This is a genomic window from Kitasatospora sp. NPDC096147 (assembly GCF_044763225.1).
Lineage (GTDB): Bacteria > Actinomycetota > Actinomycetes > Streptomycetales > Streptomycetaceae > Kitasatospora.
In genome coordinates this window covers 832,333-853,141 of the sequence record NZ_JBIWFX010000002.1, presented here as the reverse complement: position 1 = coordinate 853,141, position 20,809 = coordinate 832,333, and the positions used below count along the sequence as shown (strand labels likewise).

Sequence of the window (20,809 nt, the reverse complement as noted above, 5' to 3'; positions counted from 1 at the left end):
CCGGGTCGAGCGGAGCGCCCGGCCGCATCGAACGCGGGCACGGGACGGAGACGAACACGAACACGGGCCCACCGCCGGTTCCCGGCGGCGGGCCGCTCCCGACGGAGCGTCAGACCCTCGGCGGGGCCACCGGCGCGACGCCGGGGTGCACCTTGCCGAGGTCGGCGCTGACGTCCCCGTCGGTCCGCTCGACCGAGTCGGCCATCGTGTTGAGGTTGGCACCGACCTGGCCCAGCCGGCTCGCCAGACCGTTCAGCCCGGCCAGCAGCATGCCCTGCGCCTCGGTGTACAGCGCGCCGAAGCCGCTGCCGGGCGCATCGCCGCCCCAGGGCGTGCCGAGACCGGCCATGCCCTGCTCCAGGGCCTTGGCCGCGCCGCCGAAGTCCTGCGAGATCTTCCCGAACTCCCGGCCCTCACCGCGTACTTCCCACGGCTTGATCAGGAACTCACCCGTGCCACCCGTACTCATCCGCCCACTCCCCCAGCGCCCCCGTGCGAATACCAGACGGTCATCCTAGGGCCACCCCACCCGCCCGCCGCAGGGCACGTGCGGCTTTCTCACACGGGCTTCACCAGCACCGGGCCCGTCACCGGGCGTCGATCGGCCGAGGCCATACCCTTACCGGGTGGCAGCAGAGACCAAGCAGAGTGACAAGCAGCGCGACAAGCAGGGCAAGCAGCACGGCAAGAAGAAGCCGAAGGCCGACAAGCCCGCCGGCAAGCCCACCAAGAAGACCGACCTCGGCATGCCCGGCATGCGCCCCGAGGTCCCGCTCGACTTCGCCCGGGCCTGGGTGGAGTTCGCCGACCCGGCCGACGAGGAGCAGGTCTTCCGCTGCGACCTGACCTGGCTGACCTCCCGCTGGAGCTGCATCTTCGGCCAGGGCTGCCAGGGCATCCGGGAGGGCCGGGGCGAGTCCGACGGCTGCTGCACGCTCGGCGCGCACTACTCCGACGAGGACGACGAGCAGCGGGTGGCCGGGCACGCCGCCCGGCTCACCCCGGAGATCTGGGAGAACTTCGCGCACGGCACCGACGTCGAGGGCCGGATCGTGCTGGACGGCGGCATCACCATGTTCGACGAGGACGGCGACCGGCAGACCCGCCGGATCGACGGCGCCTGCCTGTTCCGCAACAGCCCCGGCTTCGCCGGCGGCGGTGGCTGCTCGCTGCACATCCTGGCCCTCCAGGAGGGCCGCGAGCCGCTGGAGACCAAGCCGGACGTCTGCTGGCAGCTGCCGGTGCGCCGCACCTACGACTGGATCGACCGCCCGGACGACAGCCGCTACCTCCAGGTCTCGATCGGCGAGTACGACCGCCGGGGCTGGGGCCCGGGCGGTCACGACCTGCACTGGTGGTGCACCGGCAGCCCGGACGCGCACCAGGCCGCCGACCCGGTCTACGTCTCGTACCGGCCCGAACTCACCGAGCTGATGGGCCCGGAGGGCTACGCGGTGCTGGCGGAGCTGTGCGCCCAGCGGATCAAGGGCGGCATCGCGGTGGCCCCGCACCCGGCCGACCCGCAGGTCTGACGCACCGTCGGCCCCCGGCTCCGGCCGGGGGCCCGGGCGTCACTTGTCGATGTCGCCGACCACGAAGAACATCGAGCCCAGGATCGCCACCATGTCGGCGACCAGGGTGCCGGGCAGCAGCTCGGTCAGGGCCTGGATGTTGTTGAACGAGGCGGACCGCAGCTTCAGCCGCCAGGGGGTCTTGTCGCCCCGGGAGACCAGGTAGTAGCCGTTCACCCCGAGCGGGTTCTCGGTCCAGGCGTAGGTGGCGCCCTCGGGGGCCTTCAGCACCTTGGGCAGCCGCTGGTTGACCGGGCCGGGCGGCAGCCCGTCCAGCCGGTCCAGGCAGGCCTCGGCCAACTCCAGCGCGTTGACCGTCTGTTCGAGCAGGCACTCGAAGCGGGCCAGGCAGTCGCCCTCCTCGCGGACCGCGACGTGCAGCACGTCCGCCAGCTCGCCGTAGGCCAGGTAGGGCTCGTCCCGGCGCAGGTCGAAGTCCAGGCCGCTGGCCCGGGCGATCGGGCCGCTGACCCCGTAGGCGAGCGCGTGCTCGCGGGAGAGCACGCCGACCCCGGCGGTGCGGCCCCGGAAGATCTCGTTGCCGAGCACCAGGTCCTCGAAGACCGGCAGCTGCGCGCGGACGCTGCCGACCGCCGTCCGGCAGCGGCCCAGCCAGCCGGCCGGCAGGTCCTCCTTGAGGCCGCCGACCCGGTTGAACATGTAGTGCATCCGGCCGCCGCTGGCCTCCTCCAGCACGTGCTGGAGCTCCTCGCGGCCGGTGAAGGCGTGGAAGACCGGGGTGATCCCGCCGAGCTCCAGCGGGTACGAGCCGAGGAACATCAGGTGGTTGAGCACCCGGTTCAGCTCGGCCAGCAGGGTGCGCAGCCAGACCGCCCGCTCGGGCACCTCCATGCCGAGCATCCGCTCGACCGCGAGCACCACGCCCAGCTCGTTGGAGAAGGCGGAGAGCCAGTCGTGCCGGTTGGCCAGCATGATGATCTGGCGGTAGTCGCGCGCCTCGAAGAGCTTCTCCGCGCCCCGGTGCATGTAGCCGACCACCGGCTCGGCGGCCACGATCCGCTCGCCGTCCAGCACCAGCTTCAGCCGCAGCACGCCGTGCGTGGACGGGTGCTGCGGGCCGATGTTGAGCACCATGTCACTGGTGCCGAGCTCGCCGACGAGATTCTCGGCACCCGCGCCGACGCCGACCGTGGTCTCCCTCATGGGGTGAGAGTCTGCCATCCCGGCAGCCCCGCCAGGCTCTCCGGTACCGGCATGCGGACGGCCTGGGCCAGCCAGTGGAACGCCCCCAGTCCGGACGGGTCGGTCAGCTCGGCCCCCTCGCCGGCCCCGCCGAGCGCCCGCAGGTAGGCCACCGGATCGGTGGAGGCCAGCGCCAGCGGCGGCCGGGTGCCGTGCACCCCGAGCGCCCGCAGCGCCTCCCGCTGCGTCGTCCACAGGCTGTGGACACCGCGCACCGCCACCGCGTCGATCGCCACGTGCGCGGTCAGGTCGCAGGAGCCGTCCGGCACCGGCCGCACCTCGCGTCCGGCCCGGAAGCCGGTCAGCGTCTCGCCGTACGGGCGGGCGTCCCGGGTGTGCGCGTAGTCCACCGCCACCGCCAGGCCGCGCTCCAGCGCGCCGACCGCCCCGGCCCAGGCCGCGTCCCGGGGGCCGCCGAGCTCCACCGACTCCCCCTCCGGCCACCACTCGGCGGCCCAGGCGGCGTCCGCCCCGCTGACCTCCGCGCCGGTCCGGCGCTCGCCCAGCGCCGTCACCTCCTGGTAGCGCAGCCGTCCGTCCTCGCCGCGCTCGGCCAGGTCGAGCGGCACGTTGTCCAGCCACTCGTTGGCGAACAGCAGACCCGACACCCCGTCAGGCACCCGGTCCGTCCAGACGATCCGGGGGTCGGTGCCGGCCGGCCGCTCCGCCAGCTCCACCGCGTACGGCCGCAGCCGCCCGGCGGTCTCCGGGCCGAGCGCCGCCAGCACCCCGGTCAGCAGCTCGCCCCGGCCGGCCCCGACGTCCACCAGGGCCAGCTCGGCCGGGTGACCGAGCGCCGCGTCGGTCTCCCGCAGCAGCCGGGCCACCGCGGCGGCGTACTTCGGCGAGGCGTGCACCGAGGTGCGGAAGTGCCCGGCCGGGCCCTCCGGCCTGCGGTAGAACCCCTGCGGTCCGTACAGCGCCCGCTCGGTGGCGGTCCGCCAGCTCATCCACTCCGTGCCGTGCTCCATGCCCAGGACGGTAGCCGTCCGGGCGTCGCGCGGCGGACCCGCGCTGCCCGTCCGTGTACTGCCTTCTCCACCCTGCGGAGTAGGACGGATCGCCCTCACGGCTGACCTGACCGGCTTCCCGGGGTGCCTAGGCTTGACCCGTGCATAGACTCAACGCCTGGTTCCGCCGCCACCCGTTGGTGGTCGACTCCGCCTGGGCAGTGCTGCTCTTCCTGTTCTGCCTGCTGGGCTACGCCAGCGGGGAGCACGTGGAGACCCTGCTGCTCGGCGCGGTGATGGCCGGGCTGATGGTCTTCCGCCGGAGATACCCGGACCTGACCACCGTCGCGGCCGTCGGCCTCGGCCTCAGCCAGCTCGCCGCCCACGTCGACCCCAACACCGAGAGCGTCGGCTACCTGCTCTTCGCCTACACCGGCGCCGCCTTCGGCTCCCCGTGGGTCTCCCGGCTCGCCTTCACCGTCGGCCTGGCCGCCGGCCCGCTGACCGTGGCTCGCTTCGGGGTCTCCTCCGAGAGCACCAGCACCCCGGAGCGGGTCTTCCTGGCCGTGCTGATGTCCACCCCCTTCGTGCTCTGCTGGGCCTGGGGCCGGCTGACCCGGGTGCGCCGCGCGTACCTGGTCGAGCTGGAGGACCGGGCCGCCCGGCTGGAGCGCGAGCGGGACGCCCAGGCCAAGGTGGCGGTGGCCGCCGAGCGGGCCCGGATCGCCCGCGAGCTGCACGACGTGGTGGCGCACAACGTCTCGGTGATGATCGTTCAGGCCGACGGCGCCGCCTACGTGTTGGACAACTCCCCGCAGCAGGCCAAGGAGGCGCTCTCCACCATCGCCTCGACGGGCCGTCAGGCGCTGGTCGAGATGCGCCGGCTGCTCGGCGTGCTGCGCACCACCGACACCACCGACGAGTACGTGCCGCAGCCCGGCGTGGCCGAGCTGCCCGAGCTGCTCGACCAGGTCCGGGTGGCCGGCCTGCCGGTCGAGTACGCCGCCACCGGCGACGTCCAGGAGCTGCCCCGGGGCGTCGAGTTGACGGTGTACCGGATCGTCCAGGAGGCGCTCACCAACGTCCGCAAGCACGGCGGCCCGGACGCCCGGGCCAGCGTCTCGGTGGACTTCCGCGACCGCGAGCTGGAGGTGCTGATCGAGGACGACGGCCGCGGCTCCACCGCCGAGCAGCTGACCGCCGGTGGTCCGGACGGCCAGGGCCATGGTCTGATCGGCATGCGCGAGCGGGTCGGCATGGTCAGCGGCAGCCTCGACGTCGGCCCCCGGCCGGGCGGAGGCTTCCGCATCCGGGCCGTGCTCCCCTTCAAGACCACCAAGTGAGGACCGCACTGTGACCATCCGGGTGATGCTGGTCGACGACCAGGAACTGCTCCGCACCGGCTTCCGCATGATCCTGCAGTCCCAGGGGGACATCGAGATCGCCGCCGAGGCGGGCGACGGCCAGCAGGCCCTCGACGTGCTCGCCCGCACCCCCGTGGACGTGATCCTGATGGACGTCCGGATGCCCCGCCTGGACGGCGTCCAGGCCACCCGGCGGATCTGCCTCGACGAGGCGGGCTCCCCGGTCCCCGGCGCCCCGCACGTGCTCATCCTGACCACCTTCGACCTGGACGAGTACGCCTTCGCCGCGCTCAAGGCCGGGGCCAGCGGCTTCCTGCTCAAGGACGTCCCGCCGACCGAGCTGGTGGCCGCCATCCGGGCCGTGCACGGCGGCGACGCGGTGGTCGCCCCGACCACCACCCGCCGCATGATCGACCGCTTCGCCGAGGTGCTCCCGCTCCCCGGCTCCGCCCCGGGCTCCCCGGTGCTGGCCCCGCTCACCGAGCGCGAGCGCGAGGTCTTCCTACTGGTCGCCCAGGGACTGTCCAACGGCGAGATCGCCTTCAAGCTGACCCTCTCCGAGGCCACCGTGAAGACCCACGTCGGCCGGATCCTGGCCAAGCTCAACCTGCGCGACCGGGTGCAGGCCGTGGTCCTCGCCTACGAGGCCGGCCTGATCCGCGCGGGCGCCACCGACTGACCGCCGGGCACCACCCGACCGACCGTCAGGCGCCGCCGTCCGGCGGGTCGGTCGGCACCAGCCAGGCGACCAGCCGGCCCCGGTCGGTGATCCGGCCGACCTCGCCGCGCTCCGTCAGCTCGCGGAGCACCGTCCCCGGGCTCCGCAGGTCCCCGAGCGGCACCGTCCGCACGCCGCCGGGCCGCCCGGGCGCCGGGCTCGCGAGGTCGGGATGATCGGTGGGTTTCGCTGCCATGCCCGCATGGTGGCAGCCGCGCCACCGTCCGGGTGCGGGCCCCGGCCCGGGGCCACCCGATCGGATGAGGCGCCACCCCGGGCGGCCGTAGAATGACGCGGTACGTCTGGTACCGGCAGCGGACTGGAACGGGAATCAGGGACGAGGGCGAGCCGTGAGCAGCTCCGAGGGCGACGGTTTCGGGGTGTTGGCCGATCCGTTCGGGGATCCGGCCGATCCGGGGAACCGGCCGGCCAGACTGGCCGTGGGCGTGGTCGGCACCGGACGGGTGGGGCCCGCGATGGGGGCCGCGCTCCAGCTGGCCGGGCACCGGGTGGTGGCCGCCTCCGGGGTGTCCGCGACCTCGAAGCGCCGGGCCGAGGCGCTGCTGCCGGGGGTCCGGCTGGTCAGCCCGCCGCAGGTGCTGGCCGCCGCCGACCTGGTGCTGCTGACCGTCCCGGACGACGTGCTCCCCGAGCTGGTGGCCGGCCTGGCCGGGACCGGCGCGGTCCGGCCGGGGCAGATCGTGGTGCACACCTCGGGCGCGCACGGCGTCGCGGTGCTGGCCCCCGCCGCCGAGGCCGGGGCGCTGCCGCTGGCGCTGCACCCGGCGATGACCTTCACCGGCACCTCCGTCGACCTGGCCCGGCTGGCCGGCTGCCCGTTCGGGGTGACGGCCCCTCAGGAGCTGCGCCCGGTGGCCGAGGCACTGGTGGTGGAGATGGGCGGCGAGCCCGAGTGGGTGCCGGAGGAGCAGCGGGCCCGCTACCACACCGCCCTGGCGCACGGGGCGAACCACTTGGTGACCCTGGTGTCCCAGTCGCTGGAGCTGCTGCGCACCGCCGGGGTGGCCGAGCCCGGCCGGCTGCTCGGCCCGCTGCTCGGCGCGGCCCTGGACAACAGCCTGCGCTCCGGCGACGCCGCGCTCACCGGCCCGGTGGCCCGGGGCGACGTCGGCACCGTCCGCCGCCACCTCGGCGAACTCGGTACGGTGGCCCCCGACATCGGGCAGTCCTACCGGGCGATGGCCCGCGCCACCGCGCAGCGGGCGCTGCGGAACGGAACGATCGACGAGGCGTCGGCGGCGGCGCTGCTGGACGTACTGAACGAGGAGAGCATCTGATGGCCCGTGGCAAGCAGCAGACCAAGGCCCCCCAGGTCCGCAAGGCCGAGCTGACCCACACCGTCGCCGACTTCGAGTCCGCCTTCTGGCCGGACGAGGAGCCGGTGGACAACGCCGTGGTGATGACCATGGGTGCCCTGCACGAGGGCCACGCCGCCCTGATCAGGGCCGCCCGCAAGCAGGTCGGCCGGGACGGCCGGGTGGCCGTCACGGTCTTCGTGAACCCGCTGCAGTTCGGCGCCGGCGAGGACCTGGACCGCTACCCGCGCACGCTGGCCGCCGACGTCCGGGTGGCCGAGGAGGCCGGCGCCGACGTGGTCTTCGCCCCGCTGCCGGAGGAGGTCTACCCGAACGGCACCCCGCAGGTGCGGATCACGGCCGGCCCGATGGGCGAGCGGTACGAGGGCGCCTCCCGTCCGGGCCACTTCGACGGCGTGCTGACCGTGGTGGCCAAGCTGCTCAACATCACCGACCCGGACTACGCCTTCTTCGGCGAGAAGGACGCCCAGCAGCTGGCGGTGATCCGCCGGATGGTGGCCGACCTGGACTTCGACGTCGAGGTCGTCGGCGTCCCGACCGTCCGCGAGGAGGACGGCCTCGCGCTGTCCTCCCGCAACCGCTTCCTCTCGGAGACCGAGCGGGAGCAGGCCCTCGCCCTGTCCAGGGCACTGCTGGCCGGCCGCGAGGCGGCCGTGCGCGGTGCGAAGGCGGTCCGCGAGGCCGCCGCCACCGCCCTGGACGGCGCCGAGGGCGTCACCCTCGACTACCTCGCCCTGATCGACCCGGACGACTTCACCGAAGCGGCCGACGACTTCCGGGGCGAGGCGGTGCTGGCCGTGGCCGCGAAGGTGGGCTCCACCCGCCTGATCGACAACGTCGGCATGCTCGTTCGCTAAGCACGGCAGGCATATCCCCTCAGGCATGCACTCACAGGAGGCGTGACCCCATGCTCCGCACCATGCTCAAGTCCAAGATCCACCGGGCCACCGTGACCCAGGCCGACCTGCACTACGTCGGCTCGGTCACGGTGGACGAGGACCTGCTCGACGCCGCGGACCTGCTCCCCGGCGAGCTGGTCCACATCGTCGACATCAACAACGGCGCCCGGCTGGAGACGTACACCATCGCCGGCCCGCGCGGCACCGGCGTCATAGGCATCAACGGCGCCGCCGCCCGGCTGGTCCACCCCGGCGACCTGGTGATCCTGATCGCCTACGGGCAGATGGACACCGCCGAGGCCAAGGGCTACGTCCCGAAGGTGGTCTTCGTGGACGGCGACAACCGGATCACCGGCTACGGCACCGACGCCGCCGAGGCCCCCGAGGGCAGCGGGCTGCTGCGCGGGGACCGGGCGTACGGTGACGGGGACGGCGCGGCCACCACCGCCGCCGCGAGCTGAGGAGCAGTCAGAACCATGTCCGCAACGCACCGCCTCACCGCCCCCGCCCCGGGCTGGACCGCCACCACCGACGTGGTGGTGGTCGGCTCCGGCGTGGCCGGGCTGACCGTCGCGCTCAACGTCCGCAAGGCCGGCCTGCGGGCCACGGTGGTGACCAAGGCGCTGCTGGACGACGGCTCCACCCGCTGGGCCCAGGGCGGCGTCGCCGTCGTCCTGGGCGAGGGGGACACCCCCGCCCAGCACCTGGACGACACCCTGGTGGCCGGGGCCGGGCTCTGCGTCGAGGAGGCCGTCCGGCGGCTGGTGACCGAGGGCCCGGACGCCGTCCGGCACCTGATCGCCACCGGCGCCGACTTCGACAAGGACGCCGACGGCGAGATCCTGCTGACCCGGGAGGGCGGCCACCACCGCCGCCGGATCGTGCACGCGGGCGGCGACGCCACCGGCGCCGAGATATCGCGCGCGCTGGTCCAGGCGGTCCGCTCCGACCCCGGGCTCGAACTCATCGAGCACGCCCTGGTGCTGGACCTGCTGACCGACGCCGACGGCCACGCGGCCGGGCTCACCCTGCACGTGATGGGCGAGGGCCAGCGGGACGGCGTCGGCGCCATCCGGGCCCGTGCGGTGGTGCTGGCCACCGGCGGCATGGGCCAGGTCTTCTCGGCCACCACCAACCCGGCGGTCTCCACCGGCGACGGCGTGGCGCTGGCGCTGCGGGCCGGCGCCGAGGTGACCGACCTGGAGTTCGTCCAGTTCCACCCCACCGTGCTCTGGCTCGGCCCGGAGGCCGAGGGCCAGCAGCCGCTGGTCTCCGAGGCGGTCCGCGGTGAGGGCGCCCACCTGGTGGACGCCGACGGCGTGCGCTTCATGCTCGGGCAGCACGAGCTGGCCGAGCTGGCCCCCCGGGACATTGTCGCCAAGGCGATCACCCGGCGGATGCAGGAGCAGGGCGCCGAGCACATGTACCTGGACGGGCGGCACTTCGGCGCCGAGATGTGGGCCGAGCGCTTCCCGACCATCCTGGCCTCCTGCCGCTCGCACGGCATCGACCCGGTCACCGAGCCGATCCCGGTCGCGCCCGCCGCGCACTACGCCTCCGGCGGCATCCGCACCGACCTGGCCGGCCGCACCACGGTGCCCGGCCTGTACGCCTGCGGCGAGGTCGCCTGCACCGGGGTGCACGGCGCCAACCGGCTGGCCTCCAACTCGCTGCTGGAGGGCCTGGTCTTCGCCGAGGCGATCGCCGCCGACCTGACCGGCCGTCACGCCGCCGGCGAGCTCCCCGAGCGCTCGGTCGACGTGGCCGCCGCCCAGGCCTGCAAGGCCGTCCCGCTGCTCGCCCCGGAGGCCCGGGCCGACGTCCAGCGGCTGATGTCCACCGGCGCGGGCGTGCTGCGCTCGGCCGGCTCGATGGCCGCCGCCGCCGGAGGCCTGGCCGCACTGGCCGACGCGGCGCTGGCGCACGCCGCCGAGGAGAAGCCCGCCGACCCCCGGGTGGAGACCTGGGAGGCCACCAACCTCCACCTGGTCGCCACCGCCCTGGTGGCCGCCGCCCGGCTCCGCGAGGAGACCCGCGGCTGCCACTGGCGCGAGGACTTCCCGGACCGCGACGACCGGGCGTGGCAGCGTCACCTGGTCACCACCCTCGACGCCGACGGCGCACTGCGCACCGTCTGACGATCCTTCACCTAGGAGCAGCAGCAATGTCCCACGACCACGACGACCACGCCCACACCGAGCTGCCGATGGCCGGCGGCTGCGGCGACGGCTGCGCCTGCGGCGACGGCGAGGCGTACGAGACCGGCCTGGACCCGGCGCTGGCCGAGCTGCTGGAGGCGGCCGGCCTGGACCCGGTCGAGGTCGAGGACATCGCCACCCTGGCGCTGGCCGAGGACCTGGCCGGCGGCGACGACGTCACCTCGGTCGCCACCGTGCCCGCCGAGGCGGTGGCCACCGCCGACTTCACGGCCCGTCAGGCCGGCGTGGTGGCGGGCCTGCGGATCGCCGAGGCCGTGGTCTCGCTGGTCTGCGAGGAGGAGTTCGAGGTCGAGCGGCACGTCGAGGACGGTGACGTGGTGGAGGCCGGCCAGGTGCTGCTCTCGGTCCGGGGCCGCACCCGCGACCTGCTCACCGCCGAGCGCAGCGCGCTCAACCTGCTCTGCCACCTCTCCGGCATCGCCACCGCCACCCGGGCCTGGGCCGACGCCCTGGAGGGCACCGGCGCGGCCGTCCGGGACACCCGCAAGACCCTGCCGGGCCTGCGCGCCCTGCAGAAGTACGCGGTCCGGGCCGGCGGCGGCGTCAACCACCGGATGGCGCTCTCCGACGCCGCCCTGGTGAAGGACAACCACGTGGTGGCGGCCGGCGGCGTGGCCGAGGCCTTCAAGGCCGTCCGGGAGGCGTTCCCGCACCTGGACGTCGAGGTCGAGGTGGACCGGCTGGACCAGATCCCGCCCGTGCTGGAGGCCGGCGCCGACCTGATCCTGCTGGACAACTTCACCGTCCCGCAGCTCAAGGAGGCGGTCGGGCTGGTGAACGGCCGGGCCAAGCTGGAGGCCTCCGGCGGACTGACCCTGGCCACCGCCCGCGAGGTCGCCCAGACTGGGGTCGACTACCTGGCCGTCGGCGCGCTCACCCACTCCTCGCCGGTGCTGGACATCGGCCTGGACCTCCGCTCCTCCTGACCGCTACTCACCAGAAGGCACCCCGTGCTCCTCACCATCGACGTCGGCAACACCCAGACCACGCTCGGCCTGTTCGACGGCGAGGAGATCGTGGAGCACTGGCGGATCTCCACCGATCCGCGCCGCACCGCGGACGAACTCGCGGTGCTGATGCAGGGCCTGATGGGCTCCCACCCGGTCGTCTCGGCCGAGGACCGGGTGGAGGGCCTGGCCATCTGCTCCTCGGTGCCGGCCGTGCTGCACGAGCTGCGCGAGGTGACCCGCCGCTACTACGGCGACGTCCCGGCGGTCATCGTGGAGCCCGGGGTGAAGACCGGGGTGCACGTCCTGATGGACAACCCCAAGGAGGTGGGCGCCGACCGGATCGTCAACGCGCTGGCCGCCAACCACCTCTACGGCGGCCCGTGCATCGTGGTCGACTTCGGCACCGCCACCACCTTCGACGCGATCAACGAGCGCGGCGACTACGTCGGCGGCGCGATCGCCCCCGGCATCGAGATCTCGGTGGACGCGCTCGGCGGGCGCACCGCGATGCTCCGCAAGATCGAGCTGGTCCGGCCGCGCAACGTGATCGGCAAGAACACCGTCGAGGGCATGCAGTCCGGCATCCTCTACGGCTTCGCCGGCCAGGTGGACGGCCTGGTCGACCGGATGGCCAAGGAGCTCGCCAAGGACCCCGACGACGTCCAGGTGATCGCCACCGGCGGCCTGGCCCCGCTGGTCCTCGGCGAGGCCGGCAGCATCGACGTCCACGAGCCCTGGCTCACCCTGATCGGCCTCCGCCTGGTCTACGAGCGCAACCGCCCGGCCACCGCCTGACCCTCCGTCACCCGTCCAGGTGCCGACACGGCCCCTCGGATCAGCAGACCATCCGCCAATCGGGCCGATCAGCGACGCCAATCGTCATAAATCGGACGTACGCCACGTACTGTCGAGCCATGCCGACGCCACACGGATCCCGGGGCGGCATGGCCTTCAGCGCCGACGAAGTCCGCGTGCTGCGCCGTGCCCTCGCCCAAGCGCTCTACCCGGTCCACCTCCCGCACCCGAGCCCGGTGGGTGAGCTCTGGGCCGAGGACGTCCAGGAGGCCCTGCGCCTCGCCGAGGCGGTGGACGAGGCCGTCCAGGAGGGCGGGCGCCTGCGCACCTTCCTCCTGGCCGACCTGAGCCTCTACCGCGCCGCCCTGCCCGGCAGCGTCTCCGGCTACCTGGAACGCCTGGAGGAGGCCATCGCCGACGGCTACCTCCCGACCGCCGAGGACCTCACCGCCCTGCGCGCGCTCTCCCGGATGCCCTGCGGCAGCGGCGAACGTGCCCGCCGCTCCCGACTGGCCGGCCGCTGCCACGCCCTGGCCGAGGCGGACGTCCGCGAACGCCTCGCCCTGAGCACCGGCCAGCGGCACCTCTCGGCCGTACCGAGCCCCGCCGCTCCGCTGAGCGGCGGCACGCCCACCCTCGTAGGAGGACGGTTCCCGATGACCGACGCCAAGCACCCCGCCGAAGGGCGCCCGCAGCCCCGCCGGATGCCCACCCCCGCCGAACTCTTCGGCCGCCGCATCCGCCCCGAACCGGCTCCCGCCCCCACCCAGGACGACCTCGAACTCGCCACCGGCTGACCGGTGGTCAGGGGGAGGCCGGAGGACCGGCCTCCCCCTGACGGCATAACAATTACGCATCCAGTTCGGCCGATTGTCCGAAACTGGTCGTACCTGACCGATTTAAGTCCTCATGTGATCCCGCACGGAGTCCTAAGGTGCCCACCGAATACTCCGTGATCTAAGGACACCCGTGGGACTCTCCCGTCTGGCCCGCTCCTTCGGCCTGGCCAGCACCCTCGCCCTGGCCGCCGTCGGCACCGTGACCCCGGCCTCGGCCTCGGCCGACATCAAGCTCAAGCTGTACGGCCCCTCCGCCGTCTCCATCGACCCGGCCGCCCCGGCCGACCCGATGAGCTCCGGGAACCTGGGCCTGGACATCGGCCGGACCGGCACCGCCGCGGCCAACGACGTCGTCGTCACCTACGACGTCAAGGACCTGGCCGGCATCGCCACCCTGAAGCTGAGCGACCAGTGCACGGTCTCGGGCACCCTGTACTCCTGCAAGCGCTGGAGTCCGCTGGAGTACGACCGGATCAACCTCACCGACAACGGGCACCTGCTCGCCGCCAAGGGCGCGAAGATCGGCAGCAAGGGCGTCCTGCACGTCACCGCGGCCGCCGGCAACGCCGCCGGGGCCAAGCTGGACGTCGAGGTCTACGTCGGCGGCCCGGTCCTGGAGGTCAAGCAGCTCCAGGTGATCGAGAACGCCGCGATCGGCAGCACGGTGGAGACCCGGCTGGAGATCACCAACAAGGGCACGCTGCCGGCCAACCGAGTGATCATCAGCAGCTACGCCACCGAGTCGCTCAGCTACGAACAGCGCTTCGGCAACTGCGAGTTCGGCAGCGCCAAGTCCTTCGCCGGCATGGAGGAGGACTGGCCGCCGTCCACCGCGCTGCTCTGCACCGTCAACACCGCGATCGCTCCGGGCGAGACCGTCCGGACCGACCCGCTGCGCTTCAAGGTCGGCCCCTCCGCCCGCTACGACTTCGTGTCGTTCAGCGCCCTGGCCAACCAGGAGGAGAAGGACAGCTGGCTGCGGAGCAGCTACGACCTCAAGCCCGCCTCGGGCCCGCACCTGACCTTCGGCAAGCCCGAGGTCCCGGTGGCCGAGGTCGGCGGCCCCAACATCGACGAGAACCACAGCGGCAAGAACTACACCGAGCTCGAAGTGACCGCCGACAGCAACGCCGACTTCGAGGCCCTCGCCGGCTGGACTCCCGCCGGCGGCGGTGCGACCGGCACCCTGACCGTCGGCCTGCTCAACCACGGCCCGGCCGCGATCCTCGACCGCAGCGGCGGCGAGGCGATGCCGAGCGTCGAGTTCACCCTCCCCGCCGGGGTCAAGGCCACCAAGGTCCCGGAGAACTGCCACGAGGCCACCGGTCCGGGTGCCGTGCCCGGCAACTTCAGCTGCTACCACGGCAGTTGGGCTGGCAGTGGGATGCGGGCCACCTTCGACTTCCCGCTCCAGGTGCCGGCCGACGCCCGGGCGAAGAAGTTCGTCGTCTCGCTGCAGAACAGCACCAGCAAGTACGAGCCGGGCCACCCCTCGGCCGTGATGGGCTGGGACAAGAACCCGGGCAACGACCTGGTCGAGATCTCGCTCGGCGAGAAGAGCACCGGCACCAAGCCGACCGCCGTCCCGACCCCGACCAAGGTCCCGACCAAGGCGCCGACCGCCACCCCGAGCAAGAGCGGCACCGCCAAGCCGCAGCCGACCAAGGCGCCCACCAAGGCCCCGGTCAAGGCCACCGCGAGCGGCTCGGCCGCCCCGGCTGCCACCGCCACCGACTCCGCGACGGCCTCCACCGGCCCGCTGGCCTCGACCGGTGGCGGCTCCTCGGCCGCCCCGATCGCGGTGGCCGGTGGCGCGGCAATCGCCCTGGGCCTCGGTCTGATCGTGGTCGTCGCCCGCCGCCGCAAGGCCGGCGCGCACCGCTAGTCACCCCGCCGGCCGCACCGCAGTCACCCCGGGAACGGCCCGGCGGACGCCAACGCGCGTCCGCCGGGCCGTTCCTGACGTCATAACGATTGCGCATCCGCCCATACCGATTGTCCGGTCCTGAGGGCACCTGCCGCATTTAACCCGCACTGACCGTTCGCTCCGGGGCCCTATCGTGCCGATCGAAACCCCGTGACCAAAGGACACCCGTGGGACTCGCCCGCCTGGCCGGCCCGCTCGGCCTCGCTTCCACCCTCACCCTGGCCGCCGCCACCGCCGGTGCGGCCACACCGAGCCCGGCGGCCCCGGAGCTGCGGCTCGAACTCCGCGCACCGGCCTCCGTGGTGCTCGGACCGGGTGGCACCGGGAGCCTGCCGCTGCGGGTCCGGCGGGTCGGCGGCGAGGGCACCCGGGACGTGCTGGTCACCTTCGACGCCCGCCGGCTGCGCGGGGTCGCCGAGCTCCACCTGCCCGACGGCTGCAGCACGGCGGGCACCGTGCAGAGCTGCCCCGGGCCGCTCCTCCCGGACCTCGACCCGGCCCCGAGCGACCCGGGCACCGGTGGCCCGAGCCCGGCCGCGACCGGTCCGGCCGCCCTCCCCGGCGAGCCGAGCGTGACCGCCGCGGCCGGTGCCGGCCCGGGCAGCAGGGGCGTGCTGCACGTCTCCGCCACCGCGGCCGACTCCACTCCGGCCGAGCTGGACGTCGAGGTCCTGGTCGACGGGCCCCGGCTGACCATCGCCCCGCTGCCGAAGGCCGAGCGGGTCCGGCCGGGCAGTGCGCTCGACACCGTCCTGGAGATCACCAACTCCGGTGCGCTGCCCGCCCGTCGGCTGCGCCTGGTGATGCTGACCGAGGAGACGCTGACCTTCGGTCAGCGGTTCGGCAACTGCGAGTACGGCACCCGGCCGCGCGGTACCGACGACGCGGGGCTCCGACCGGCCGGCAGCGCGGTGATCTGCACCCTCGACTCCCCGGTCGGAGCGGGCGAGACGGTCCGGCTGGACCCGCTCCGGATCGGCGTCACCCCGGCCGCGTACCGGGACCGGGTCGGCTTCACGGTGCTCGCCGAGTACCAGGGCGACGCCGAACAGACGCGTGGTGCCTACGAGTTCGGGCCGGGCTCGGGACCGCTGCTGGCGATCGCCGAGCGGCGGACGGGCAGTGCGGACCGGCCCACCACCGGATCGGCGAGCACCGAACTGGAGGTCCGCACCGAGAGCGGCGCGGACTTCGAGGCCGTCGGCCGCTGGGCCCCGGCCGGCGACGGCCGCACCGGCACCCTGACCGTCGGGCTGCACAACAACGGCCCGGCCGCGATCTCCGCGCGCACCGCCGGGAGGGCCCTGCCCACGCTCGGGTTCACCCTGCCCGACGGGGTCCGCGCCACCAAGGTCCCGGCCGGCTGCCGGGCCACGGCCGACGGACACGGGTACGGCTGCCGCCCCGGCGACTGGGCCCCGGCCGACCTGCGGGCCGACTACGACTTCGCGCTCGAACTCGCCCCCGGGGCCGGGGAGACGAGCCTCACCGTCTCGCTCCAGGACGCCACCGGGTCGAGCGGGCCGGTGCCCACCTCGGCCGCCATGGAGTGGGACCAGGACCCGGCCGACGACGTGGTGGTGCTCCGGCTCGCCGGGCCGTCCACCGCCCGGCCGACGGCCGCACCGCGCCCGTCGGTCGCGGGCATCGCCCCCGGCACCACGGCGAGCGCCCCGGCCACCGGCGCCGGCAGCGCCGCAGCCGCCACCGGCTCCCCCGCCGTCACCCGCCACCCCGCCGCCGTACCGGGCCCGCTCGCCTCCACCGGTGGCGGCACCCCGGCGGGCCCGACGGCGGCCCTCGGCGGCGCGGCCGTCACCCTGGGCCTGGGCCTGATCGTCCTGGTCGCCCGCCGCCGCCGTCCCGGCCTGCACCGCCGCCCGCGCCCCCGCCGCTGACCGCCGGGCCCCGTCCCGCCACCACCCACCGCGGCTAGGGACCCGGCGTAACGGTCGATACCCTGGTGCGGTGAGCGATCAGATCAGCGTCCCCGCGACCGACGACCTCCCCGAGCAGATGCGCGTCCGGCGCGAGAAGCTGGACCGGCTCCGGGCCGCCGGCGTCGACCCGTACCCGGTCGGCTTCCCCCGCACCACCACCATCGCCGACCTGCGGGCCGCGCACCCCGGCCTGGAGCCGGACACCGCGACCGGCGAGCGGGCCGGGGTGACCGGCCGCGTGGTGCTGGCCCGGACCGGCGGCAAGCTCTGCTTCGCCACCCTCCGGGACGGCTCCGGCGACCTCCAGGTGATGTTCTCCCTGGACAAGCTCGGCCCGGAGCGGCTGGCGGCCTGGAAGTCCGACATCGACCTGGGCGACCAGGTGGGCGTCGAGGGCGAGGTGATCACCTCCAAGCGCGGCGAGCTGAGCGTCATGGTGGACCGCTGGGAGCTGACCGCCAAGTGCCTGCGCCCGCTGCCGGACAAGCACAAGGGCCTGACCGACCCGGAGGCCCGGGTCCGCCAGCGCTACGTCGACCTGATCGTCAACCAAGAGGCGCGCGACGTCCTCTACCTGCGCTCCAAGGTGGTCCGCTCGATCCGCCGCACCTACGAGGAGCGCGGCTACATCGAGGTCGAGACCCCGATGCTGCAGCCGGTGCACGGCGGCGCCAACGCCCGCCCGTTCACCACCCACATCAACGCGTACGACATCGACCTCTACCTGCGGATCGCCCCCGAGCTCTACCTCAAGCGCCTGGTGGTCGGCGGCGCCGAGAAGGTCTTCGAGATCAACCGCAACTTCCGCAACGAGGGCGCCGACTCCACCCACAACCCGGAGTTCACCTCGCTGGAGTCGTACGAGGCGTACGGCGACTACGACACCCAGGCCGAGCTGATCCGGGCCACCATCGTCAACGCGGCCCGGGACGCGCTCGGCACCACCGTGGTGCGCGGCATCGGCCCGGACGGCCAGGAGCACGAGATCGACCTGGCCGAGCCCTGGGAGGAGGTCCGGGTCTACCCGGGCATCTCCGCGCACCTGGGCACCGAGGTCACCCCGGACACCACGGTCGAGGAGCTGCGCAAGCTGGCCGACGCGGCCGGCATCCCGTACGAGAAGGACTGGGGCCACGGCCAGATCGTGCTGGAGATGGTCGAGCGGCTGCTGGAGCACCACGCGATCAAGCCCACCTTCATCAAGGACTACCCGACCGAGGTCTCGCCGCTGACCCGGCAGCACCGCTCCGAGCCGGGCGTGGCCGAGAAGTGGGACCTGGTCATCTTCGGCACCGAGATCGGCACCGCCTACTCCGAGCTGGTCGACCCGGTCGAGCAGCGGGCTCGGCTCACCGCGCAGTCGCTGCTGGCGGCCGGCGGCGACGTCGAGGCGATGCAGGTGGACGAGGACTTCCTGCGCGCCCTGGAGTACGCGATGCCGCCGACCGGTGGCCTCGGCCTCGGGGTGGACCGCCTGATCATGCTGCTGACGGGCAAGAACATCCGCGAGACGGTGCTCTTCCCGATCGTGAAGCCCGACCTCGGCGGGGCGGCCAAGGGCGCCAAGGCCGCCGACCCCGCCACCGACGCCGACCCCGGCTCTGACGAGGAGTGACCCGATGGACTACGTGAGCGCGATCGTGCCCCCGCTGGTGATGGCGATCGGCTTCGGCTTCCTGGTGCGGGCGATCATCCGCTCCCAGGGCGGCGCCCAGCGCGCCAAGGAGGACGCCGCCGCCGACGCGCTGGTGACCCGCAACGCCGAATGACGGAACTCCCTCTGACGCGCCGTCACCCCTCGGGGTGACGGCGCGCCGTTCTGTTCCGATAAGCAAAATTTGTCCGGTTCTCCCCCTATCCTGGGCCGACTATGGTGCGGCAACTCGGCGAACTCGAGAACGCCATCATGACCAGGGTCTGGCGGTGGAACCGGCCGGTCACCGTTCGCGAGGTTCTGGCGGATCTGCGGGAGGAACGCGAAATCGCGTACACCACCGTCATGACGGTGCTCGACAAGCTCCACAGAAAGGGCTGGCTCCGCCGCGAGCGGGCCGGCCGGGCCTATGTGTACGAGCCGGTCTCGTCCCGGGAGGCGTACACCGCGGCCCTGATGAACGACGCCTGGGCGACCAGTGACAATCCGGCCGCGGCACTGGTGCACTTCTTCGGCCTGATGTCGCCGGAGCAGCGCGAGGCACTCCGGGACGCCTTGCGGGTCGCCTCCCCGGAAGGGCCGGAAGGTGATGCGGGGGAGACCAGCGGCACTCCGGCACGATAGCGTCCCGCCATGGAGGTCACGATCCGCCGGGCGCGGACCAGCGATGTGCGGGCCGTTCGGCGGCTGATCGACGGCTACGCGCGGAACGGCATTCTGCTCGACAAGCCGACCGTCACACTGTTCGAGTCCGTTCAGGAGTTCTGGGTCGCGGAACGCGACGAGGACGGCCTGGTGGTGGCCTGCGGCGCCCTGCACGTGATGTGGGAGGACCTGGCCGAGGTGCGCACCCTGGCGGTTGATCCGGCCTGTCACGGGTACGGCATCGGACACCTGCTGCTGGAGAAGCTGGTGCAGACCGCCCGCTGGCTGGGCGTCCGTCGGATTTTCTGCCTGACCTTCGAGGTCCCGTTCTTCGCGAAACACGGTTTCGTGGAGATCGGCGAAACCGACGACGGTACCTCAGATCCGGCGGCGATCGCTACGGATGTCTATGAGGAGCTTCTCCGTTCGTACGACGAAGGCGTCGCGGAGTTCCTCGACCTGGAGCGTGTGAAGCCCAACACGCTGGGCAACTCGCGCATGCTGCTCCGGCTCTGAAGAGGTACGGAACTGGTACGGAACAGGTACGGAACGGGCCACCGGACACCTTCGGAGCAGCCAGGGGTTTGTGTTTTCACGGAAAAGGCGCTTTCCTTTCCTTAGGCAATGGGTCGTTTACACGGAAAGGGAAGCCCGTGGCACAGAGGGTGCAGGTCATTCTTGAAGACGATCTCGACGGCGGTTCGGCGGACGAGACCGTGACGTTCGCCCTGGACGGCGTGGCCTACGAGATCGACCTGAAGAGCGCGAACGCGGACAAGCTGCGCGGGCTGCTGGCCCCGTACGTCGACAAGGGCCGCAAGCAGAGCGGTCGGCTGGCCGGCGGCCGGCGCACCGGCGGCCGGAGCGCCGCCCGTCCGGCGGCGGGCGCCCCGGACACCGCCAAGATCCGCGCCTGGGCGAAGGAGAACGGCCACGAGGTCAACGACCGCGGTCGCGTCCCGAGCGTGGTGCGCGACGCGTACGAGCGCGAGAACCCGTCCTGACCCTCCGTCAGGGCGCCAGGCCCAGCCGGGCCCGGGCGCAGGCGTCCGCCAGGCAGTCGAGCAGGCGGAGCAGATCGGGTGAGCGCAGGTCCAGCCCGGGGCCGTGGCCGCCGTGACGCAGCCAGACCGCCGGTCGGTCCGTGGGGCGTGGAGGCACCTCCTCCGCGCCCCGCAGCCGTAGACCGGGGCGGCACCGGGGGGCGGGCCTCGGCGGCGGCACCCGGAGCTGTCCGGCCGCCAGCGGCACCAGGTCCAGGCCCAGCCCCGGACCCCAGCCGAGCCAGTCCAGCAGTTCCGGCACCTCCTCGGCGGTGCCGGGGGCGAGCAGGAAGGCGGCCCGGCCGGCCCGGGCCAGCACCGGCCCGCTCGGCCGCCCCAGCCGGTCCAGCCGGACCAGCGCGGCCAGCCCCGCGGGGCGGGCCAGCTCGACCCGGTCCGAGCCGAGCAGCACCGCCGAGCCGGCGGTCCGGCTCCCCTGCACGGTCATGGGCTGTGCAACGCTGGAGGGGCACGGCGGTCACGCGGACACCACCCGGACGGCCCCCGGCCGCAGCTGACCCTCCGTCGGACCGGGGGACTTCTCGACGGGCGAACACCGCCACCGGGGAAACTGCGCGAAACTCGCCGGAATACCGGGTATGAATGCACGTGGGTGGGGCCGACGGCCCCGGCCGAGCAGATCGCGGGGCCTGCCGAGGCGTCCGCGGCGGGCCTTGTTCGCCGTTGGCGTAGCGGAATCGGGTGCATGGAGCCCGACCGTGGGAACACCGTCCCCCAGCATCAGGTTGGGAATG

At 73.5% G+C, this 20,809-nt stretch carries 22 protein-coding genes; 17 read left to right on the top strand and 5 right to left on the bottom strand.

The window, feature by feature from the left end; all coding sequences use genetic code 11:
* Positions 1–109: 109 nt before the first annotated feature.
* A complete protein-coding gene (locus tag ACIRBX_RS09375) occupies positions 110–469 on the bottom strand; it encodes a hypothetical protein (RefSeq protein ID WP_402294924.1) in 360 nt (119 codons plus the stop codon).
* 277 nt (positions 470–746) lie between these two features.
* On the opposite strand from ACIRBX_RS09375, the gene ACIRBX_RS09370 reads away from it, so the two are divergent.
* On the top strand, positions 747–1,532 hold the full coding sequence (locus ACIRBX_RS09370) for a hypothetical protein (RefSeq protein ID WP_402295283.1): 786 nt from the start codon (positions 747–749) through the stop codon (positions 1,530–1,532).
* Positions 1,533–1,571: 39 nt separating this feature from the next.
* On the opposite strand, the gene ACIRBX_RS09365 is transcribed toward ACIRBX_RS09370, so the two are convergent.
* Together ACIRBX_RS09365 and ACIRBX_RS09360 are read right to left on the bottom strand one after the other, a co-directional pair.
* Entirely contained in the window at positions 1,572–2,735 is a 1,164-nt protein-coding gene (locus tag ACIRBX_RS09365) for an NADH-quinone oxidoreductase subunit D (RefSeq protein ID WP_402294923.1), read from the bottom strand.
* Positions 2,732–3,745 (bottom strand): SAM-dependent methyltransferase, encoded by a 1,014-nt coding sequence (locus ACIRBX_RS09360; RefSeq protein WP_402294921.1) that lies wholly within the window; start codon positions 3,743–3,745, stop codon positions 2,732–2,734. Before ACIRBX_RS09360 ends, ACIRBX_RS09365 begins: the two co-directional genes overlap by 4 nt.
* 140 nt (positions 3,746–3,885) lie before the next feature.
* On the opposite strand from ACIRBX_RS09360, the gene ACIRBX_RS09355 reads away from it, so the two are divergent.
* Both ACIRBX_RS09355 and ACIRBX_RS09350 read left to right on the top strand, forming a co-directional pair.
* Positions 3,886–5,067 carry a sensor histidine kinase gene (locus ACIRBX_RS09355; RefSeq protein WP_402294920.1) on the top strand — a complete coding sequence of 394 codons (1,182 nt, stop codon included), beginning with the start codon at positions 3,886–3,888 and terminating at the stop codon, positions 5,065–5,067.
* 10 nt (positions 5,068–5,077) lie between these two features.
* The gene (locus ACIRBX_RS09350) at positions 5,078–5,767 is read left to right on the top strand and encodes a response regulator (protein ID WP_402294918.1); all 690 of its coding nucleotides are present in this window, start codon (positions 5,078–5,080) and stop codon (positions 5,765–5,767) included.
* Positions 5,768–5,792: 25 nt separating this feature from the next.
* Here ACIRBX_RS09350 and ACIRBX_RS09345 read toward each other — a convergent pair whose 3' ends face one another.
* Positions 5,793–6,002 (bottom strand): hypothetical protein, encoded by a 210-nt coding sequence (locus ACIRBX_RS09345; protein ID WP_402294916.1) that lies wholly within the window; start codon positions 6,000–6,002, stop codon positions 5,793–5,795.
* A gap of 154 nt (positions 6,003–6,156) precedes the next feature.
* On the opposite strand from ACIRBX_RS09345, the gene ACIRBX_RS09340 reads away from it, so the two are divergent.
* The 14 genes from ACIRBX_RS09340 to ACIRBX_RS09275 all read left to right on the top strand — a co-directional run bounded on the left by ACIRBX_RS09340 (position 6,157) and on the right by ACIRBX_RS09275 (position 20,015).
* Positions 6,157–7,104: a Rossmann-like and DUF2520 domain-containing protein gene (locus ACIRBX_RS09340; protein ID WP_402294915.1), complete on the top strand. Its 948-nt coding sequence runs from the start codon at positions 6,157–6,159 to the stop codon at positions 7,102–7,104.
* The gene (gene panC / locus ACIRBX_RS09335) at positions 7,104–8,000 is read left to right on the top strand and encodes a pantoate--beta-alanine ligase (protein WP_402294914.1); all 897 of its coding nucleotides are present in this window, start codon (positions 7,104–7,106) and stop codon (positions 7,998–8,000) included. The genes ACIRBX_RS09340 and panC overlap by 1 nt, the downstream gene beginning before the upstream one ends.
* A gap of 50 nt (positions 8,001–8,050) precedes the next feature.
* Positions 8,051–8,503 carry an aspartate 1-decarboxylase gene (panD, locus tag ACIRBX_RS09330; protein ID WP_402294912.1) on the top strand — a complete coding sequence of 151 codons (453 nt, stop codon included), beginning with the start codon at positions 8,051–8,053 and terminating at the stop codon, positions 8,501–8,503.
* Positions 8,504–8,518: 15 nt separating this feature from the next.
* On the top strand, positions 8,519–10,180 hold the full coding sequence (locus tag ACIRBX_RS09325) for an L-aspartate oxidase (RefSeq protein ID WP_402294910.1): 1,662 nt from the start codon (positions 8,519–8,521) through the stop codon (positions 10,178–10,180).
* 26 nt (positions 10,181–10,206) lie between these two features.
* Positions 10,207–11,187 carry a carboxylating nicotinate-nucleotide diphosphorylase gene (gene nadC / locus ACIRBX_RS09320; protein ID WP_402294908.1) on the top strand — a complete coding sequence of 327 codons (981 nt, stop codon included), beginning with the start codon at positions 10,207–10,209 and terminating at the stop codon, positions 11,185–11,187.
* A 24-nt stretch (positions 11,188–11,211) separates the two neighbouring features.
* Positions 11,212–12,006, top strand: a complete 795-nt coding sequence (locus ACIRBX_RS09315; protein WP_402294907.1) for a type III pantothenate kinase — start codon at positions 11,212–11,214, stop codon at positions 12,004–12,006.
* Positions 12,007–12,125: 119 nt separating this feature from the next.
* Positions 12,126–12,803 carry a hypothetical protein gene (locus ACIRBX_RS09310; protein WP_402294905.1) on the top strand — a complete coding sequence of 226 codons (678 nt, stop codon included), beginning with the start codon at positions 12,126–12,128 and terminating at the stop codon, positions 12,801–12,803.
* A gap of 172 nt (positions 12,804–12,975) precedes the next feature.
* The gene (locus tag ACIRBX_RS09305) at positions 12,976–14,730 is read left to right on the top strand and encodes a hypothetical protein (protein ID WP_402294903.1); all 1,755 of its coding nucleotides are present in this window, start codon (positions 12,976–12,978) and stop codon (positions 14,728–14,730) included.
* Positions 14,731–14,939: 209 nt separating this feature from the next.
* A complete protein-coding gene (locus tag ACIRBX_RS09300; RefSeq protein ID WP_402294901.1) occupies positions 14,940–16,670 on the top strand; it encodes a hypothetical protein in 1,731 nt (576 codons plus the stop codon).
* 70 nt (positions 16,671–16,740) lie between these two features.
* Entirely contained in the window at positions 16,741–18,327 is a 1,587-nt protein-coding gene (gene lysX / locus ACIRBX_RS09295; RefSeq protein ID WP_402294900.1) for a bifunctional lysylphosphatidylglycerol synthetase/lysine--tRNA ligase LysX, read from the top strand.
* 4 nt (positions 18,328–18,331) lie between these two features.
* Complete coding sequence (locus ACIRBX_RS09290) at positions 18,332–18,481, top strand: hypothetical protein (protein ID WP_402294898.1); 150 nt, start codon at positions 18,332–18,334, stop codon at positions 18,479–18,481.
* A 101-nt stretch (positions 18,482–18,582) separates the two neighbouring features.
* Entirely contained in the window at positions 18,583–18,990 is a 408-nt protein-coding gene (locus ACIRBX_RS09285; RefSeq protein WP_402294896.1) for a BlaI/MecI/CopY family transcriptional regulator, read from the top strand.
* Between the two features lie 9 nt (positions 18,991–18,999).
* Positions 19,000–19,527, top strand: coding sequence for an amino-acid N-acetyltransferase (locus tag ACIRBX_RS09280; protein ID WP_402294895.1), 528 nt, complete (start codon positions 19,000–19,002; stop codon positions 19,525–19,527).
* A 137-nt stretch (positions 19,528–19,664) separates the two neighbouring features.
* Positions 19,665–20,015, top strand: coding sequence for an Lsr2 family protein (locus tag ACIRBX_RS09275; protein ID WP_402294893.1), 351 nt, complete (start codon positions 19,665–19,667; stop codon positions 20,013–20,015).
* A gap of 7 nt (positions 20,016–20,022) precedes the next feature.
* Here the strand turns inward: ACIRBX_RS09275 and ACIRBX_RS09270 are convergent, their stop codons facing one another.
* Positions 20,023–20,502 carry a hypothetical protein gene (locus ACIRBX_RS09270; RefSeq protein ID WP_402294892.1) on the bottom strand — a complete coding sequence of 160 codons (480 nt, stop codon included), beginning with the start codon at positions 20,500–20,502 and terminating at the stop codon, positions 20,023–20,025.
* Positions 20,503–20,809: the final 307 nt, after the last annotated feature.

What these genes read in the sequence shown, in the direction of transcription:
- ACIRBX_RS09375 (WP_402294924.1), bottom strand. Translation starts at nt 469, where the DNA reads ATGAGTACGGGTGGCACGGGTGAGTTCCTGATCAAGCCGTGGGAAGTA.
- ACIRBX_RS09370 (WP_402295283.1), top strand. Translation starts at nt 747, where the DNA reads ATGCCCGGCATGCGCCCCGAGGTCCCGCTCGACTTCGCCCGGGCCTGG.
- ACIRBX_RS09365 (WP_402294923.1), bottom strand. Translation starts at nt 2,735, where the DNA reads ATGAGGGAGACCACGGTCGGCGTCGGCGCGGGTGCCGAGAATCTCGTC.
- ACIRBX_RS09360 (WP_402294921.1), bottom strand. Translation starts at nt 3,745, where the DNA reads ATGGAGCACGGCACGGAGTGGATGAGCTGGCGGACCGCCACCGAGCGG.
- ACIRBX_RS09345 (WP_402294916.1), bottom strand. Translation starts at nt 6,002, where the DNA reads ATGGCAGCGAAACCCACCGATCATCCCGACCTCGCGAGCCCGGCGCCC.
- panC (WP_402294914.1), top strand. Translation starts at nt 7,104, where the DNA reads ATGGCCCGTGGCAAGCAGCAGACCAAGGCCCCCCAGGTCCGCAAGGCC.
- panD (WP_402294912.1), top strand. Translation starts at nt 8,051, where the DNA reads ATGCTCCGCACCATGCTCAAGTCCAAGATCCACCGGGCCACCGTGACC.
- ACIRBX_RS09325 (WP_402294910.1), top strand. Translation starts at nt 8,519, where the DNA reads ATGTCCGCAACGCACCGCCTCACCGCCCCCGCCCCGGGCTGGACCGCC.
- nadC (WP_402294908.1), top strand. Translation starts at nt 10,207, where the DNA reads ATGTCCCACGACCACGACGACCACGCCCACACCGAGCTGCCGATGGCC.
- ACIRBX_RS09310 (WP_402294905.1), top strand. Translation starts at nt 12,126, where the DNA reads ATGCCGACGCCACACGGATCCCGGGGCGGCATGGCCTTCAGCGCCGAC.
- ACIRBX_RS09290 (WP_402294898.1), top strand. Translation starts at nt 18,332, where the DNA reads ATGGACTACGTGAGCGCGATCGTGCCCCCGCTGGTGATGGCGATCGGC.
- ACIRBX_RS09285 (WP_402294896.1), top strand. Translation starts at nt 18,583, where the DNA reads ATGGTGCGGCAACTCGGCGAACTCGAGAACGCCATCATGACCAGGGTC.
- ACIRBX_RS09280 (WP_402294895.1), top strand. Translation starts at nt 19,000, where the DNA reads ATGGAGGTCACGATCCGCCGGGCGCGGACCAGCGATGTGCGGGCCGTT.
- ACIRBX_RS09270 (WP_402294892.1), bottom strand. Translation starts at nt 20,502, where the DNA reads ATGACCGTGCAGGGGAGCCGGACCGCCGGCTCGGCGGTGCTGCTCGGC.